Origin of the sequence: Ruegeria arenilitoris (genome assembly GCF_013032445.1) — a bacterium.
Taxonomy (GTDB): Bacteria; Pseudomonadota; Alphaproteobacteria; order Rhodobacterales; family Rhodobacteraceae; genus Ruegeria; species Ruegeria arenilitoris_F.
The window spans coordinates 208,855-223,643 of record NZ_WQCA01000007.1 but is presented as its reverse complement, the minus strand read 5'-3'; the positions used below and the strand labels follow the sequence as shown (position 1 = coordinate 223,643).

Annotated in this window: 20 protein-coding genes and 2 tRNA genes; 20 read left to right on the top strand and 2 right to left on the bottom strand. The window is 59.9% G+C overall.

What is annotated here, in order from left to right; all coding sequences use genetic code 11:
- Positions 1 to 2 precede the first annotated feature (2 nt).
- The 3 genes from GOW98_RS12290 to GOW98_RS12280 are packed head-to-tail and all read left to right on the top strand — an operon-like array spanning position 3 to position 2,763.
- The gene (locus GOW98_RS12290) at positions 3 to 1,925 is read left to right on the top strand and encodes a nitric oxide reductase activation protein NorD (protein ID WP_170332375.1); all 1,923 of its coding nucleotides are present in this window, start codon (positions 3 to 5) and stop codon (positions 1,923 to 1,925) included.
- Positions 1,922 to 2,470 (top strand): cytochrome c oxidase subunit 3, encoded by a 549-nt coding sequence (locus tag GOW98_RS12285; RefSeq protein WP_170332373.1) that lies wholly within the window; start codon positions 1,922 to 1,924, stop codon positions 2,468 to 2,470. The genes GOW98_RS12290 and GOW98_RS12285 overlap by 4 nt, the downstream gene beginning before the upstream one ends.
- A gap of 5 nt (positions 2,471 to 2,475) precedes the next feature.
- Positions 2,476 to 2,763, top strand: a complete 288-nt coding sequence (locus GOW98_RS12280; RefSeq protein WP_170332371.1) for a cytochrome C oxidase subunit IV family protein — start codon at positions 2,476 to 2,478, stop codon at positions 2,761 to 2,763.
- A gap of 56 nt (positions 2,764 to 2,819) precedes the next feature.
- Here the strand turns inward: GOW98_RS12280 and hemA are convergent, their stop codons facing one another.
- Positions 2,820 to 4,043, bottom strand: a complete 1,224-nt coding sequence (gene hemA, locus GOW98_RS12275) for a 5-aminolevulinate synthase (RefSeq protein WP_170332369.1) — start codon at positions 4,041 to 4,043, stop codon at positions 2,820 to 2,822.
- Between the two features lie 178 nt (positions 4,044 to 4,221).
- Between hemA and GOW98_RS12270 the strand changes: the two genes are divergently transcribed.
- On the top strand, positions 4,222 to 4,914 hold the full coding sequence (locus GOW98_RS12270; protein WP_170332367.1) for a Crp/Fnr family transcriptional regulator: 693 nt from the start codon (positions 4,222 to 4,224) through the stop codon (positions 4,912 to 4,914).
- Positions 4,915 to 5,145: 231 nt separating this feature from the next.
- Here the strand turns inward: GOW98_RS12270 and GOW98_RS12265 are convergent.
- A tRNA-Thr gene (locus GOW98_RS12265) sits at positions 5,146 to 5,220 on the bottom strand.
- Positions 5,221 to 5,303: 83 nt separating this feature from the next.
- Between GOW98_RS12265 and GOW98_RS12260 the strand changes: the two genes are divergently transcribed.
- From GOW98_RS12260 to GOW98_RS12185, 16 genes are all read left to right on the top strand, one after another.
- Entirely contained in the window at positions 5,304 to 5,459 is a 156-nt protein-coding gene (locus tag GOW98_RS12260; protein WP_170327942.1) for a hypothetical protein, read from the top strand.
- A gap of 6 nt (positions 5,460 to 5,465) precedes the next feature.
- Positions 5,466 to 6,734: a UDP-N-acetylglucosamine 1-carboxyvinyltransferase gene (gene murA, locus GOW98_RS12255; protein ID WP_170332364.1), complete on the top strand. Its 1,269-nt coding sequence runs from the start codon at positions 5,466 to 5,468 to the stop codon at positions 6,732 to 6,734.
- Positions 6,731 to 7,207 (top strand): DUF2948 family protein, encoded by a 477-nt coding sequence (locus tag GOW98_RS12250; protein WP_170332362.1) that lies wholly within the window; start codon positions 6,731 to 6,733, stop codon positions 7,205 to 7,207. The genes murA and GOW98_RS12250 overlap by 4 nt, the downstream gene beginning before the upstream one ends.
- A 70-nt stretch (positions 7,208 to 7,277) precedes the next feature.
- Positions 7,278 to 7,721 carry a GNAT family N-acetyltransferase gene (locus tag GOW98_RS12245; protein WP_367646838.1) on the top strand — a complete coding sequence of 148 codons (444 nt, stop codon included), beginning with the start codon at positions 7,278 to 7,280 and terminating at the stop codon, positions 7,719 to 7,721.
- A gap of 53 nt (positions 7,722 to 7,774) precedes the next feature.
- The gene (gene hisD, locus GOW98_RS12240) at positions 7,775 to 9,076 is read left to right on the top strand and encodes a histidinol dehydrogenase (protein ID WP_170332361.1); all 1,302 of its coding nucleotides are present in this window, start codon (positions 7,775 to 7,777) and stop codon (positions 9,074 to 9,076) included.
- Positions 9,077 to 9,175: 99 nt separating this feature from the next.
- Complete coding sequence (locus GOW98_RS12235) at positions 9,176 to 9,655, top strand: UPF0262 family protein (RefSeq protein WP_170332359.1); 480 nt, start codon at positions 9,176 to 9,178, stop codon at positions 9,653 to 9,655.
- 3 nt (positions 9,656 to 9,658) lie between these two features.
- Positions 9,659 to 10,111 (top strand): low molecular weight phosphatase family protein, encoded by a 453-nt coding sequence (locus GOW98_RS12230; RefSeq protein ID WP_170332357.1) that lies wholly within the window; start codon positions 9,659 to 9,661, stop codon positions 10,109 to 10,111.
- Between the two features lie 2 nt (positions 10,112 to 10,113).
- A complete protein-coding gene (locus GOW98_RS12225; RefSeq protein WP_170332355.1) occupies positions 10,114 to 10,512 on the top strand; it encodes a ketosteroid isomerase-related protein in 399 nt (132 codons plus the stop codon).
- The gene (locus GOW98_RS12220; protein WP_170332353.1) at positions 10,505 to 11,098 is read left to right on the top strand and encodes a GNAT family N-acetyltransferase; all 594 of its coding nucleotides are present in this window, start codon (positions 10,505 to 10,507) and stop codon (positions 11,096 to 11,098) included. Before GOW98_RS12225 ends, GOW98_RS12220 begins: the two co-directional genes overlap by 8 nt.
- A 156-nt stretch (positions 11,099 to 11,254) precedes the next feature.
- Complete coding sequence (locus GOW98_RS12215; protein WP_170332351.1) at positions 11,255 to 11,500, top strand: hypothetical protein; 246 nt, start codon at positions 11,255 to 11,257, stop codon at positions 11,498 to 11,500.
- Positions 11,501 to 11,621: 121 nt separating this feature from the next.
- Positions 11,622 to 12,497: a carbon-nitrogen hydrolase family protein gene (locus tag GOW98_RS12210; RefSeq protein ID WP_170332349.1), complete on the top strand. Its 876-nt coding sequence runs from the start codon at positions 11,622 to 11,624 to the stop codon at positions 12,495 to 12,497.
- A 91-nt stretch (positions 12,498 to 12,588) separates the two neighbouring features.
- A complete protein-coding gene (gene infA / locus GOW98_RS12205; RefSeq protein WP_005978431.1) occupies positions 12,589 to 12,807 on the top strand; it encodes a translation initiation factor IF-1 in 219 nt (72 codons plus the stop codon).
- An 11-nt stretch (positions 12,808 to 12,818) separates the two neighbouring features.
- The gene (locus GOW98_RS12200) at positions 12,819 to 13,397 is read left to right on the top strand and encodes a Maf family protein (RefSeq protein WP_170332347.1); all 579 of its coding nucleotides are present in this window, start codon (positions 12,819 to 12,821) and stop codon (positions 13,395 to 13,397) included.
- Complete coding sequence (locus GOW98_RS12195; RefSeq protein ID WP_170332345.1) at positions 13,394 to 14,416, top strand: ribonuclease E/G; 1,023 nt, start codon at positions 13,394 to 13,396, stop codon at positions 14,414 to 14,416. Before GOW98_RS12200 ends, GOW98_RS12195 begins: the two co-directional genes overlap by 4 nt.
- On the top strand, positions 14,413 to 14,595 hold the full coding sequence (locus tag GOW98_RS12190; RefSeq protein ID WP_170332343.1) for a DNA gyrase inhibitor YacG: 183 nt from the start codon (positions 14,413 to 14,415) through the stop codon (positions 14,593 to 14,595). The genes GOW98_RS12195 and GOW98_RS12190 overlap by 4 nt, the downstream gene beginning before the upstream one ends.
- Before the next feature lie 79 nt (positions 14,596 to 14,674).
- Positions 14,675 to 14,749 (top strand) — tRNA-Phe (locus GOW98_RS12185).
- Positions 14,750 to 14,789 lie beyond the last annotated feature (40 nt).

Genomic DNA, 14,789 nt, shown 5'->3' with positions numbered 1-14,789 from the left:
CGATGGTCAGGATCGATTTTGAGCCATGGGAACCCGAAGAAACGATCGGGAAACTGTGGCACACCCTTGCCAGCCGCCTCGATGCACCTGAGGTGCATGTTGGAGCCGCGGTCGGCCTCTCAGAGGTCGCGGGGCGGTTGGCAGTCCTCTTCAGGGGGCTTGGGGGTAGTCCGGGCGTTGAATTGCGCCCGGTCTCGCCCGAGGTTTCACGCCACCGCCTGAGCTGGCGTCGCCGCCTGGCGACCGAAGTTGAACTGATGCCGCGCGCCTCGTTCGATGGTGAAGTATTGCGCCTGCCGGATCGGTTGGCCGTTTTTCCCGCGCGCGAAGCAAACGGCGCGCTTTATGTCTGGCTGGCTGCGGCGGCAGCGCATGCCGGAACCCGAATTGACGAAGATGATCCGCTGCGCGCTGATCTGCATGCGCTGATTGCAGCGCGGGCGATGGTCGATGCCACGTTGGAAGATGCCCCGGGTCTGCGTCCGTTGTACATCGAGCTGTGCAAGGGGCTGCTGCACCAACGCAGTGTTCCCGACCTGCCGCCGACGGAAGCAGCAGTGGAAGGCATCGTCCGCCATATGCTGGGTGATCCCGATCCGTTGTCGGACCGCGCAAAGGCGTTTCTGGAGATGGAAGCCGAGGTCGCGGCTCCGCGTGGTTATCAGTCGTTCCGCCCGGTGCCCCTGTGGCCTGAGTTGCGCGCCGTTGGCTTTTCTGAACATACCGAGGTTGAAAACCCGGAAACCGAAGGCGACCCCGAAGAATCCGGTGAAAAGACCCACCGCGCCCGTCGCCGCAAGTCCGATCAGGCCGAGCGCAGCGACAGTTTTATCCTGCACAAGTTCGAAGCGATCCTCAGCTGGGCTGAGTTTTTGAATATCAACCGCCGGATTGACGACGATGATCCTGACAACGCCAAAAAGGCTGCGGATGATCAGGAAGAGATTGGGTTGGGTCAGATATCCAAAGCGCCGCCAACCAAGCTGAAACTGCATCTGGACCTTGCGCCCGAGGATGTGAACCGCGAGCGTTTGTCTGGTCGTATCCTCTATCCGGAATGGGATGTTCGCACCGGGCAGTATCTGCCGGACCACGTGAACGTACTGCTGTCGGATGCCGATATCCGCGAAGACGCCGCCGAGTTTGGCAAGGACCCCGCCACCGCCCGCCGTATCCGCGCCGTCAAACGCCAGTTCGAGGCCCTGCGCCCCGGCCGTGTGATGACGCGCGGCCATCTGGATGGAGATCAGCTGGATATCGAAGCCGCCGTACGGGCCGAAACCGACCGGATGGCCAGCGGCGAAGGCAATGAACGCGTTTGGATGCAATCCCGCCCTGTGGCCCGTGACCTGGCGGTGTCTATCGTGCTGGATGTCAGCCGCTCCACCGAAAGCGCCGTCACGGGCCGCGCCGTGATCGACATCGAACGCGAGGCGCTGGCCGCGCTCGCCTGGGGCCTGAACGCCTGCGGTGACGATTTTGCCATCCACGCCTTCAGTTCGCTGAAACGCCAGCGGGTCTATGTGCAGCGCTGCAAGCGGTTTGATGAGCCTATGGGCACAACGGTCGAGCAGCGCATCGCCTCGTTGCGGCCGGGGCATTACACGCGACTGGGGGCGGCGATCCGCCATTGCTCTGCAGATCTGGCCAAGCAATCGCGCAAACGCCGCCTGCTGCTGGTCATCACCGACGGCAAGCCGAACGATCTGGATCACTACGAAGGCCGTCACGGCATCGAAGACACGCGGCAAGCTGTCCTCGAAGCCCGTCGGGCCGGGCAGTCGGTCTTTGGTGTCACCATCGACAAAACCGGCAAAAGCTGGTTCCCGCGCATGTTCGGGCAGGGCGGGTTCGCCGTCATCCCCGACCCGCACCGTCTGACCATGGCGCTGCCGCAGATCTACCGCCAACTGGTCGGCGCATGAGCGATACCTCTCTGATCGACGAGCTTCCGGGCGAGTTGCTGATGTGGGTTCTGATAATCTCGGAGCTGCTGGTCTTCGGCGCCGGGATGATCGCCTTTATGGGTGTGCGGTTGACCGACCCGGCGGGCTTTGCCGAGGCGCAGGCGCATCTGCACCGCACGGGCGCCGCGTTCAACACCGCCGTTCTTGTCACCTCCGGCTATCTGGCCGCGCAAGCCCTGCACTGGCGACAAGCCGCCCGGCGCGGGGCGGCGCGTCTGGCCCTAATTGGAGCAGCCCTGTTGGGCGTGGTGTTCCTGATCATCAAAGGCACGGAATACGCGGACAAAGCGGCGCAGGGGATCAGTTTCGAAACGCACCCATTTTTTCTGTTCTACTACCTGCTGACCGGCTTTCACGCCGCACATGTGCTGGCCGGGGTCGGTATCCTGCTGCTGGTTTCCTGGCGGGATGACGCCCGCAATATCGAAGCGGGTGCCCAGTTCTGGCATATGGTCGATCTGGTCTGGATCATGCTGTTTCCCGTGATCTACTTGCTGGGATAAAAGCGATGCGCGTTACTTCATCTTTTTCCAAGTACTCCCACCGGAGGCTTCCAAGCCCAATCACATGCGCCTGGCTTGCCCTGCTGGCGCTCAGCGTCGCATCCGCCTTTCTGACCATGATGCCCATAGCACCGAAGCTTTTAGGCGGCGGGATTCTGATCCTCGCATTGGCCAAGTCCCGCATAATCCTCGCGAAATATCTGGAACTTGCCCACAGCCCGTCTTGGCTGCGTGGGTTCACCATGGTTCTGACCGCGTTCGCGGTACTGATCTTCGGCCTCTACCTAGTCTGAAAGAAAAAAGCCGCCCTGTGCGGGCGGCAGTTTCCCAAGCTAAGGGGCGCTTTGAGTTACTGGGCTGCCATCGGCATCCGCGCAATCTGGCATCGTTGCCAAAGGGCCGACAGCGCATTGACCAGATGGTCGATATCGGCATCGTTATGTACCGGAGACGGCGTGATCCGCAGGCGTTCGGTTCCTTTTGGAACGGTGGGATAGTTGATCGGCTGGATGTAGATGCCGAATTCTTCAAGCAGCGTGTCCGAGATGAACTTGCACTTCACCGGATCGCCGACCATCACAGGGATGATATGGCTGGGGTTAGGCAGATGTGGAATGCCTTCGGCGTCCAGTCGGGCACGCACCTGCGCCACGCGGGCCTTTTGCAGATCACGTTCGGCGTTTGACTCTTTCAGGTGCCGGATTGAGGCCGCAGCTCCGGCCGCGATTGATGGGGGCAGGGCAGTGGTGAAGATGAACCCGCTGGCAAAGCTGCGCACAAAATCACACAGCGCGGCCGAAGCGGCGATATAGCCTCCGACCACTCCGAAGGCTTTTCCCAAGGTCCCTTCGATCACAGTAAGGCGATCCATCAGGCCTTCGCGTTCGGCGATGCCACCACCGCGCGGACCATAAAGGCCAACGGCGTGGACCTCGTCCAGATAGGTCATGGCACCGTATTTGTCTGCCAGATCGCAAATCTCTTTGATGGGGGCGATGTCGCCGTCCATGGAATAGACCGACTCAAATGCGATCATCTTCGGAGCATCGGGGTCAGCGGCGGCCAGTTTCGCCTCAAGATCCTCGAGATCGTTGTGTTTCCAGATGACCTTCTGAGCGCGTGAGTGGCGGATGCCTTCGATCATCGAGGCGTGGTTCAAGGCATCTGAAAACACGATCAGCCCGGGGATTTTCGATGCAAGAGTACCGAGGGCGGCCCAGTTTGAAACATATCCGGATGTGAAAAGAAGAGCGGCTTCTTTTCCGTGCAGATCGGCCAGTTCGGCCTCGAGCAGCACGTGATCGTGAGTGGTACCTGATATGTTCCGTGTGCCCCCGGCGCCTGCGCCGCAGCGATCCAGCGCATCGTGTATGGCTGAGATTACGGAAGGATGCTGCCCCATGCCCAAATAGTCATTCGAACACCAGATTCGCACATCCCGCTGAACCTGCCCGTCAGTTTGGCGGGCGTTCGGGAAAGACCCACAGCGGCGTTGCAGGTCGATGAAGACGCGATAGTTTCCTTCTTCCCGCAAACTATCGAGGCTCTGACTGAAAAATCGCTCGTAGTCCATCTTTCTGGCTCCCCGGAATACTGGCTTTGGAGTGACGTTATGCGCGTTGAGGCCGCCGCAACATGACAATTGTCAAGTTGACCGGGGAAAAGACTGGTGCGCTGGACGCAGCTTTGGCATAGCCTGAGCTTGAAGGATGTACCGGTCAGAAGATCGACTAGGGAAAAGGGGAACCTTCTTGGCTCACGAAGCGCAAAAAGCAATCGCGCGGCAATCGCTCCTGCTCAAGAGCTTGCCGGATCAGCATATCGATACGTTGCTCAGCCACGCAATCTGGCGCAGCTATGATCGCGGCGAAACGATCTTCCTGCAGGAAGAAGAGGCCAAAGCCGTTCACGTCGTGCTGGCCGGCTGGGTCAAGCTTTTCCGTATGTCGCCGACAGGGGCCGAGGCCGTGGTCAGCGTCTTTACACGTGGTGAAAGCTTTGGCGAGGCCGTTGCGCTGAGGAATGTCCCATACCCCGTCTCTGCCGAAGCTGTGTCACCCTGCGAGATTATGCATATCCCCAGCCCGCTTCTGCTGTCGCTGATGAAAGAAGACCCTGAGATCGGCGTATCTATTTTGGCTTCGACCTTTACCCATCTGCATTCTCTGGTGGCACAGTTGGAACAACTCAAGGCCCAGACCGGCGCGCAGCGGGTGGCTGAATTCCTGCTGAACCTGTGTGAGGCTGAAGCCGATGCCTGCGACGTGGAACTACCCTATGACAAGATGCTGATCGCCGGGCGTCTGGGGATGAAACCGGAAAGCCTGAGCCGCGCCTTTTCGCGCCTCAAGACTGTTGGCGTGAAGATCAACCGCAACCACGCCGAGATTGCCGACGTTGAACGTCTGCGGGACTATGCCGAAAGCGATCCGTCGGACAAGTGATCGTCTCAGATCAGCGTTTCGGGTCTGGTGCGGCACGACTTTGACAGCTTGGCACGGCCAACATCGCCCTTCAGGCTTGCTGGAGTGCACATCCTGACGCAGTAGATTCCGCTTTTTCCCACTTTGATTGCAGTAGGCCTGACTGGGATCAACGTGTAGGAAGCCTGTGCGGGAACCTGCAGGTGCAAGCCATTGTCTTGTCGTAAGTTTTTGATAGTGAACAGGAAATCATGGTGCTGCTGGAGAGAATTGAACTCTCGACCTCTCCCTTACCAAGGGAGTGCTCTACCTCTGAGCTACAGCAGCGCTGTGGGCGGGTGATTAGACTCAAACGAAACGGGGCGCAAGGGTGTCTGGACGGTTTTTTTCACCTCCTGTAGAGAAAGATCATGGCAGATAGAAATACACCCAAAAAACATGGCAAATCCGGGGATGCGCGCGAAGAGCGGCTGAAAGCGGCGCTGAAAGCGAATATGGCGCGGCGCAAGGCGCAGGCCAAGGCGCGCGCGACCCAAACCGACAAAGCCGATAAGGACGAGGGATAAGAGCAGATGGATTCGATTCTGGTGACGGGCAACGGGCCGCTGAACGGTCAGATTCCGATTGCGGGGGCCAAGAACGCGTGTCTGACGCTGATGCCCGCAACCTTGCTGAGCGAAGAACCGCTGACGCTGACCAACGCGCCGCGGCTGAGCGACATCAAGACCATGACCGCCCTGCTGCAATCTCTGGGGGCCGAGGTGTCTTCGCTGCAGGACGGGCAAGTGCTTGCAATGTCCAGTCACGACCTGACCAGCCACACGGCGGACTATGAGATCGTGCGCAAGATGCGCGCCTCGAACCTGGTGCTGGGTCCGTTGCTGGCCCGGTTTGGAGAGGCCGTCGTGTCGTTGCCCGGTGGGTGCGCGATTGGTGCGCGGCCAATGGACCTGCATGTAGAAGGGCTCGAGGCGCTGGGCGCCGAGATTGAACTTGAGGACGGTTACCTGCACGCCAAGGTGCCCGGTGGATTGAAAGGCGCGGTGCACGAGATGCGCTTTGCCTCTGTTGGCGCGACCGAGAATATTGTCATGGCGGCTACGTTGGCCAAGGGGACCACAGTTCTGAAAAACGCCGCGCGCGAGCCCGAGATCGTGGATCTGGTCGAATGTCTGCGCAAAATGGGGGCGCAAATCTCGGGTGAGGGCACCTCGACCATCGAAATTCAGGGCGTTGACCGCCTGCACGGCGCGACTCATCAGGTTGTGACCGACCGGATCGAGTTGGGCACCTATATGCTGGCCCCGGCCATCTGCGGAGGTGAGGTCGAGTTACTGGGTGGTCGGATGTCGCTGGTCAGTTCCTTTGCCGAAAAGCTGGATGCCGCAGGAGTGAGCGTTACAGAAACTGACAAAGGCTTGAAAGTGGCGCGCAAGAATGGGCGTGTCCGGTCTGTGGATGTGGTCACCGAACCCTTCCCCGGTTTCCCGACTGACTTGCAGGCACAGATGATGGCGCTGATGTGTACGGCCGAGGGCACCTCGGTTCTGGAAGAGCGCATCTTTGAGAATCGCTTCATGCACGCCCCCGAACTGGTGCGCATGGGGGCGAATATCGAAGTGCACGGCGGGACGGCCACGGTGACTGGTGTGGATCAGCTCAAGGGCGCGCCGGTAATGGCGACGGACCTGCGGGCCTCAGTCTCGTTGATTCTGGCGGGGTTGGCGGCTGAAGGCGAAACAACGGTCAGCCGGGTCTATCATTTGGATCGCGGATATGAACATGTGGTGCGCAAGCTGGAAGGTGTGGGTGCAAAAATCGAACGGATAAAGGGCCAATGACAGACGCAAGTTTTCACGACGGGCGCGAGGCCCCGCTGAACCTCGGCGCCGAGGATTCAGATGACCTGCAGGTGATTTCGACCCTGACGCAGGACGCCATTTTTCCGGTGACCGAGATGACATGGCAGCCGTCGCAACGCCGGTTTGGCCTGCTGCTGAACCGCTTTCGTTGGGAGGACAAAGACGCCGCTACCCGCCGGGGGCGCGCATTCGAGCGTGTGCAGTCGGTGCTGGTGTTCGATTCGGTACTCGCGGTGGCCAGCCAGGGTGTCGACCGCAGCGAAAAGGACATGGTGATGTCCCTACTGTCGGTTGATTTCGAAGCGGGCGAGGACAGTGCCGGCCAGATCATCCTGACGCTAGCAGGAGATGGCGCGATCCGTTTGTCGGTCGAGGCGATTGACGCCACGCTCAAGGATGTAACCCGCCCCTATCAAGCCCCGTCGGGGCAGGCCCCGCACCATCCGGAATAAGCGTGGCATATCGCAGGCGTTCTCCGGACCTCCGGCGGGTCTGGAGTTCCGTCGTGCGACCGTATTTGACGTGTTCGATCTGAGCCGGGTTCTGATCCGCTCGATCACCCGGCTTTGTCAGGCGGACCACCGGGATGACCCGCAGGCCATCGCGAAATGGACGGCGAACAAGGACCCAGAGACGATCCGGGGCTGGATCAGGGATGGAGCGCAGATTTGGGTAGCCGAACGTGCAGGGCAAGTGGCTGCCGTGGGTGGCTTGCGCGAAGATGTGATCACGCTGCTTTATATCGACCCGGATCACACCGGCCACGGGATCGGGTCGGTCTTGCTGCATCGGCTGGAACGGGAACTGATTGCTTCAGGCTATACCGAAGCCCGGCTTGAGGCGACACAAACGGCGCAGTCGTTTTATCGGCGGCACGGATGGCAGCCCACCGGGCAATGCGGCGCGCGCGGCGACGTTTCCTGTTTCGCCATGCGCAAATCGCTGCACCCGGCCAAGAAGGGTTGAGGCCAGCCCATCCCGGCGATATGTCCCGATCAAACGCCCCGGAGAGCCAGACCATGCCCGTTTTCCTCGATTCCTCGTCGCCCGAGTTCGACACTGCCTTTCAGACGCTGTTGTCGGCCAAGCGAGAAGACAGCCCGGATGTCGATGCGGTTGTAGCGGACATCATCGAGGATGTGCGCACCCGGGGAGATGACGCCGTCATTGAGCTTACAGCCAAATTCGACCGGTTGGAGCTGACGCCTGACACGTTGGCCTTTTCCGCGGATGAGATTGCTGCTGCGGTTGCGCAGGTCTCGGACGCCGACCGTGCCGCGTTGGAGCTGGCCGCCGAGCGCATCCGCGCCTATCACGAAAAACAGATGCCCGAGGATCTCCAATGGACCGACGCCGCCGGAGCGACCCTGGGATGGCGCTGGTCGGCGGTCTCGGCGGCGGGGCTTTATGTGCCGGGTGGTCTGGCCTCTTACCCGTCTTCGGTTCTGATGAATGCAATCCCGGCCAAGGTGGCTGGGGTCGAGCGGCTGGCCATTGCGGTGCCGACACCGGACGGGCAAGCAAACCCTCTGGTCCTACTGGCGGCGCAATTGTCGGGCGTGGATACGATCTATCGCATCGGTGGCGCGCAGGCGATTGCGGCGCTGGCCTATGGCACCGAGTCCGTCGCGCCGGTGGACAAGATCACCGGCCCCGGCAACGCCTTTGTCGCCGCCGCCAAACGCCGGGTTTTTGGCAAGGTGGGCATCGACATGATTGCGGGGCCGTCCGAAATCCTTGTGATCGCGGATAAGGACAACGATCCTGACTGGATCGCGCTGGACCTTCTCAGCCAGGCCGAGCACGACGAAAGCGCGCAGTCGATCCTGATCACCGATGATGCCGGGTTTGGGCAGGCGGTGGCAGAGGCCGTCGAGAAACGTCTGGAAACCCTACAGCGTCGTGCCATCGCCGGGGCCAGCTGGCGCGATTTCGGCGCGGTGATCACCGTGCGCGATCTGGATGAGGCTGCAGCGCTGTCGAACCGCATCGCCCCGGAACACCTCGAGCTTTGCGTTGCGGATCCGGTCGCGCTCAGCCAGAAAACCATCCATGCTGGCGCGATCTTTCTGGGTCAATACACGCCCGAAGCCATCGGAGACTATGTCGGCGGCCCTAACCATGTGCTGCCTACGGCGCGGTCGGCTCGGTTTTCCTCCGGCCTCAGCGTGATGGATTTCCTCAAACGCACCACACTCAGCCAGATGACGCCCGAGGCGCTGCGGGCCATTGGTCCCGCGGCGGAGCAACTGGCGCAGTCCGAAAGCCTCGAGGCGCATGGGTTGTCGGTGACAGCGCGGCTCAAGCGTCTAAACGGCTGATGTGACGTGAAGGCGCATGATTTATGGCGCTTCTGTACGTTGCCGAAAGAAAAACGTTGATATAGGTCTGTGCAGACCCGAAAAACTGTGACCGTTAAGATGACCCGCATTTCGCATATCGAACTGGATGACCGTAACCTGCCTCCTCCGACCCCCGAGATCGAGCAGGAGCGCAAGGTTGCCATCTATGACCTGCTGGAAGACAACAGCTTTGCGCTGCCACAGCGTGAGGATCGGGTGATACCGGACGGACCGTATCACGTTCAGCTGTCGATCCGCGACAAGCGGCTGGTGTTCGACGTCGCCACCGAGGCCGAGGAAAAAGCGGCCGAGTTCCATCTGTCGCTGGGTCCGTTCAAACAGGTGGTCAAAGATTACTTCCAAATCTGCGAAAGCTACTTCAACGCGGTCAAGACCCTGCCGCCCAGCCAGATCGAAACAATCGACATGGCCCGGCGCGGCATCCACAACGAAGGCAGCCGCGTGCTGCAAGAGCGGTTGGAAGGAAAAGCGGATATTGATACCGACACCGCCCGTCGCCTGTTCACGCTGATCTGCGTGCTGCACTTCGGGGGCTGACGGGTGACGCCTCTGCCGCAGTCGGTTCTGTTTTGTTGCGACCACAATTCGGTTCGGTCACCGATGGCCGAAGGCATCATGAAGAAGTTCTATGGCACCGGGACATATGTGCAATCTGCCGGCGTGCGCAACGACTTCGAAATTGACGGGTTCTGCATTTCGGTCTGCCAAGAGATCGATGTCGAACTTTCCCGCCACAGAACGCGCTCGTTTGATGAAATGCAGGAATGGGGCGATGACCTCAGCTCCTTTGACCTGGTGGTTGCCCTGTCGCCCGCCAGCCAGCGAAAAGCGCTGGAACTGACCCGGATTTTTCACCTGGATGTCGATTATTGGCCAATAATGGACCCTACCGGGCTGGGCGAGAATCGCGAAGAAAAGCTACATCACTACCGGCAGACCCGCGATCAGATCATTGGGCATCTGAAAGAACGCTGGGGCGAACCTACGGAGTGACCATGAACCAGACCGTCAAAACATATTTTGAGGCTTTCAACGCAGGCGATGTCAATGGCATGTTGGCCTGCTTATCCGACGACGTGGCCCATCACGTAAACGAAGGGCAGATTCGCGTCGGTAAAAAGAAATTCACCGCCTTCTGCGACCACATGAACCGCTGCTACAGCGAGAACCTCACCGATATCGTGGTGTTTGAAGCCGAAGGCGGCACCCGTGCGGCGGCCGAGTTCATCGTGAATGGGACCTATCTGGAAACCGATGAGGGCCTGCCCGAGGCGCATGGTCAGACCTACCGTCTGCCCGCCGGGTCGTTCTTTGATCTGAAGGACGGCAAGATCACCCGCGTCACCACCTTCTATAACCTCGCCGACTGGACCAAGCAGGTCTCGAATGGCTGAGGTCACCGCCGTCCGCCCTCTGACCGGAGCGGCGCTAGAGGCCGCTCTGGACGATGTGGCGCGGTTGCGGATCGAAGTGTTTCGGGCGTGGCCGTACCTGTATGACGGTGATTTGGACTATGAGCGCAAGTACCTGCAGTCCTATCGCGACAGCGACAAGGCGATTGTCGTCGGCGCCTTTGATGGCGATCGCCTGATCGGGGCCTCAACCGGGGCCCCTCTGACCGATCACGCCGATGATTTCGCTGCCGCCTTTGAAGGAACCGGGCTGGAACTGTCACAGATTTTCTACTGCGCAGAATCAGTTCTGCTGCCAGACTATCGGGGGCAGGGTGTTGGCCACAAATTCTTCGACCTGCGTGAAGCCCACGCCCGTCGCCTCGGTTTTTCCAAATGTGCATTTTGCGGCGTTCAGCGCCCAGCGGATCATCCGATGCGGCCGGAGAGCTACCGACCACTTGATGCCTTTTGGCGCGCGCGAGGGTATGAGCCTCTGTCCGGTGCGGTAGCACAGTTTTCATGGAAGGATATCGGCGAAGAAGGGGAAACGCCCAAGCCGTTGCAATTCTGGATCAGGGATTTGTGAATTTCATTGGTTCGCCCGACGGACAAAACGCCCCTTTTGTTGAGCGCGTTAACCGCGTTCATTCGGATGGCAGCCAAATTCGTGTGACTTCCTGCCAGCTATCTTGCGAGTAAACTGTTCGTCCCCACGTTGGCTTCAAATTGATGAGGCCGATCCATGATTGATGACGAACCACAGCCCGCCGACTACTACGACACGCGCAATATCTGGACGCTTGATCCAACATCGGCTGATAAGCAAGTCCACGACAGGTTTGCCGCAGAAGTAGCCAACCTTGTACAGGTATTGGACGACAACAAGCCGATGTTGTCCCGGGACGTTTACGCGAGGTTTTTTGGTTCATTGTTGGAGATGTCTCGCGTGCTGGGAGAATATGAAGAGGGTTGGAGCCGCAGGTTGTGAGCTCCTAATGCCTCGGGAACTCATGATTGCCCAAGACGTTTCGAATTCCGGGAAATTGGCCTGTACAGTCGGTGAGGTCACCTTCTAATGTCGCGCAAGATTTTCTTGCAGGGACGTAAATATGAAAGTCGCAACCGCTGCATATGATCTCGACTGGCTCGACAGTTGGGCGCAGTACGAGGACAAGTTGGATCGCTGGGTTTCCGGTGCCGCAAGGCAGGGGGCTGAGTTGCTGGTCTTCCCCGAATACGGCGCAATGGAATTGTCCACCTTGGATGGGGCCGAAGTTGCGGGCGATCTGGAGCGTTCCATACGCGCAGTTTCCGACCGGATGGAAGATGCCCAAGCCCTGCATCAGCGTCTTGCGCGGGAATACAAAACCTACATTCTGGGCGCATCGGCTCCGGTCGTGGATGGTCCGGGCCGTCCGGTGAACCGCGCGGCGCTTTATGCGCCGGATGGCGGGCAGGATCATCAGGACAAACAGATCATGACCCGGTTTGAACGCGAGGATTGGGATATCTCGCCCGGGGGTCCACTGAAACTGTTCGACACCGCTCTGGGCAAGATCGGTGTCTTGATCTGTTACGACAGTGAGTTCCCCCTGCTGGGTCGGGCTCTGCAGGAAGCCGACTTGATCCTTGTCCCATCCTGCACCGAGGCATTGGCCGGCTACTGGCGCGTTCGTGTCGGAGCGATGTCGCGCGCATTGGAAAATCAATGTGTTACGGTGATGGCGTCTCTGGTCGGCAACAACGACTGGTCAGAAGCGGTGGATATGAACACCGGTACTGGCGGCGTTTTTGGCCCGCCCGACAAGGGCTTTCCAGCGACCGGAGTGCTGTCAGAGGGCACCCTGAACCAACCCGGCTGGACCTATGCGGATGTCAACCTGTCGGCCATTGCCGAGGTCCGTGCCGACGGAAATGTGCTGAACCGAACCCACTGGGAGGAGCAATCCCCCCGAGTCGATTCAGTCACAATATCCCCCCTTTAGGTGATTCCGCCCTTGAAATAAGCCGAAAATGGGCTCATTTAAGCGCACATCCCCGTAGATTCTGCGGGTGCAACGTAATGATGGAGACAACATGGCCAAGGAAGATACGCTCGAATTTCCCGGTGTCGTGAAGGAACTCCTGCCTAATGCGACGTTTCGGGTCGAGCTGGAAAACGGCCATGAGATCATCGCACATACGGCAGGCAAGATGCGTAAGAACCGCATCCGCGTTCTGGCCGGCGACAAGGTTCAGGTCGAGATGACCCCCTATGATCTGACCAAGGGTCGGATCAACTACCGCTTCAAGTAACGCCTGCCGCAATGGCGTTTATCTTAGGATCGGGCAGCCCAAGGCGGCTGGACCTGCTGGCCCAGCTTGGTGTGCAGCCCGATGCCATCCTCGTCCCTGACATCGACGAAACGCCCCTGAAGGGCGAGCTGCCCGTGCCCTATTGCAGCCGCATAACGCGGGCAAAAGTGCAGGCGGTTCAAGCGGATAGCGACGATGTAACCCTCTGCGCAGATACTACTGTTGCGCTAGGTCGTCGCATTCTGGGCAAGCCCGAAGATGTGGGGCAGGCGGCTGAGTTCCTGCATGTTTTGTCCGGTCGGCGGCACCGTGTGATCACCTCGGTCGCCGTGCGGCGTGGAGATCGAGTGCTGCAGCGCGACGTGGTTTCTCAGGTCAAGGTTAAGCGCCTGTCAGATGTGGAAATCAACGCCTATCTGACCACCGGAGACTGGCAGGGTAAAGCAGGCGCCTATGCGATCCAGGGCCCGGCGGGCGCGTTTATTCCCTGGATTTCGGGTTCGTTCACCGGCATTGTCGGCCTGCCCCTGTCTGAGACCGCCGCCCTTTTGCAAGGCATCGGCTATCCCCTGTATCGTGAGGCATCATGAAGGGTCGCACCATCGTTCTGGACCATATCGACAACCGCGAAGCCGCTGCCTTGATGGTAGATGGCAAGCTGGACGATTTTCTGATCGCCGCAGATGCCCCCGCCCCGGGCACGATCTACCGTGCCCGCGCCGACCGCCCGGTCAAAGGGCAGGGCGGCATGTTCCTGACAACCCCCGACGGTCCGGCCTTTCTGCGGCAGGTCAAGGGGCTGGCCCCCGGTGCGCTGATGCTGGTGCAGGTGACGGGTTACGCCGAGCCGGGCAAGGCGCTGCCGGTGACTGACCGCATCCTGTTCAAAAGCCGCTATGCGATTGTCACGCCTGAAGCGCCGGGTTTGAACATTTCGCGCTCCATCCGTGACGAGGATGAACGCGACCGTCTGCTCGAGATCGCGCATGAGACCATGGATGGCAGCGACTATGGCCTGATCCTGCGCTCATGCTGTGCAGGGGAGGATGCGGGTGAGATTGCCGAAGACATCAGCGCCATGCTTGCCCATGCCGATCAGGTCCTGAACGATCCGGGAACTGAACCTGAACTGCTGCTTGAAGGAGACGGTCCGCACGTATTGGCTTGGCGCGACTGGACTGATCCGGCCGAGGTCGTGACCCAAGCCAGAGGTTTCGAGATGCAGGGTGTGCTCGACGCACTGGACGTGGTGCGCGGGATCTCCGAGCCGCTTCCGGGCGGAGGGCATCTCTTTATCCAGCCCACACGCGCGCTGGTTGCCGTGGATGTGAACACCGGGTCCGATACGTCTCTGGCCGCTGGTACCAAAGCCAACTTCGCCTGTGCCAAGGCGCTGGCCCGCGCGCTGCGCGTGCGCGGCCTGGGCGGGCAAATTACGGTGGATTTGGCCCCCATGCCCAAGAAAGATCGCCGCGGTTTTGAATCGGCCCTGCGCGCCGCGTTTAAGGCGGACGGGATCGAAACCACTCTGGCTGGTTGGACCCCGTTGGGCCACTATGAACTGCAGCGCAAACGTGGCCGCATCCCTTTGGCGGAGGTGCTGAAATGAGCTGCCCGATTTGCGGTGAAGATACGGTCATCAGGTTCCGCCCGTTCTGTTCCAAACGCTGTGCTGACATTGACTTGGCCAAGTGGCTGAACGGGTCCTATGCAGTTCCGTCGCAGCGCGAAGAAAACCTGGACACGGATGTCACCGAGGGCGAAACCGAGCAATCGCGCCCACATTAAAAAAATGTCAAAAAGCCTCTGGACACTGCCTGTGGCAAGTCATAGAAGGCCTCCACCCAACGATGAACATCGTTCCCGTGCCCGGGTAGCTCAGGGGTAGAGCAGTGGATTGAAAATCCTCGTGTCGGTGGTTCGATTCCGCCCCCGGGCACCACTAAATCACTGATTTAACTGGTAAATTTTGAACGTTGAGC

Bases quoted from the DNA above. Each gene is read 5' to 3' on its own strand.
- GOW98_RS12190 (WP_170332343.1), top strand. From the start codon at position 14,413: ATGAGCTGCCCGATTTGCGGTGAAGATACGGTCATCAGGTTCCGCCCG.
- GOW98_RS12260 (WP_170327942.1), top strand. From the start codon at position 5,304: ATGGCAGATAGAAATACACCCAAAAAACATGGCAAATCCGGGGATGCG.
- GOW98_RS12210 (WP_170332349.1), top strand. From the start codon at position 11,622: ATGAAAGTCGCAACCGCTGCATATGATCTCGACTGGCTCGACAGTTGG.
- GOW98_RS12285 (WP_170332373.1), top strand. From the start codon at position 1,922: ATGAGCGATACCTCTCTGATCGACGAGCTTCCGGGCGAGTTGCTGATG.
- GOW98_RS12250 (WP_170332362.1), top strand. From the start codon at position 6,731: ATGACAGACGCAAGTTTTCACGACGGGCGCGAGGCCCCGCTGAACCTC.
- GOW98_RS12195 (WP_170332345.1), top strand. From the start codon at position 13,394: ATGAAGGGTCGCACCATCGTTCTGGACCATATCGACAACCGCGAAGCC.
- GOW98_RS12235 (WP_170332359.1), top strand. From the start codon at position 9,176: ATGACCCGCATTTCGCATATCGAACTGGATGACCGTAACCTGCCTCCT.
- murA (WP_170332364.1), top strand. From the start codon at position 5,466: ATGGATTCGATTCTGGTGACGGGCAACGGGCCGCTGAACGGTCAGATT.
- GOW98_RS12200 (WP_170332347.1), top strand. From the start codon at position 12,819: ATGGCGTTTATCTTAGGATCGGGCAGCCCAAGGCGGCTGGACCTGCTG.
- GOW98_RS12280 (WP_170332371.1), top strand. From the start codon at position 2,476: ATGCGCGTTACTTCATCTTTTTCCAAGTACTCCCACCGGAGGCTTCCA.
- infA (WP_005978431.1), top strand. From the start codon at position 12,589: ATGGCCAAGGAAGATACGCTCGAATTTCCCGGTGTCGTGAAGGAACTC.
- GOW98_RS12225 (WP_170332355.1), top strand. From the start codon at position 10,114: ATGAACCAGACCGTCAAAACATATTTTGAGGCTTTCAACGCAGGCGAT.
- hemA (WP_170332369.1), bottom strand. From the start codon at position 4,043: ATGGACTACGAGCGATTTTTCAGTCAGAGCCTCGATAGTTTGCGGGAA.
- GOW98_RS12215 (WP_170332351.1), top strand. From the start codon at position 11,255: ATGATTGATGACGAACCACAGCCCGCCGACTACTACGACACGCGCAAT.
- GOW98_RS12290 (WP_170332375.1), top strand. From the start codon at position 3: ATGGTCAGGATCGATTTTGAGCCATGGGAACCCGAAGAAACGATCGGG.
- GOW98_RS12220 (WP_170332353.1), top strand. From the start codon at position 10,505: ATGGCTGAGGTCACCGCCGTCCGCCCTCTGACCGGAGCGGCGCTAGAG.
- hisD (WP_170332361.1), top strand. From the start codon at position 7,775: ATGCCCGTTTTCCTCGATTCCTCGTCGCCCGAGTTCGACACTGCCTTT.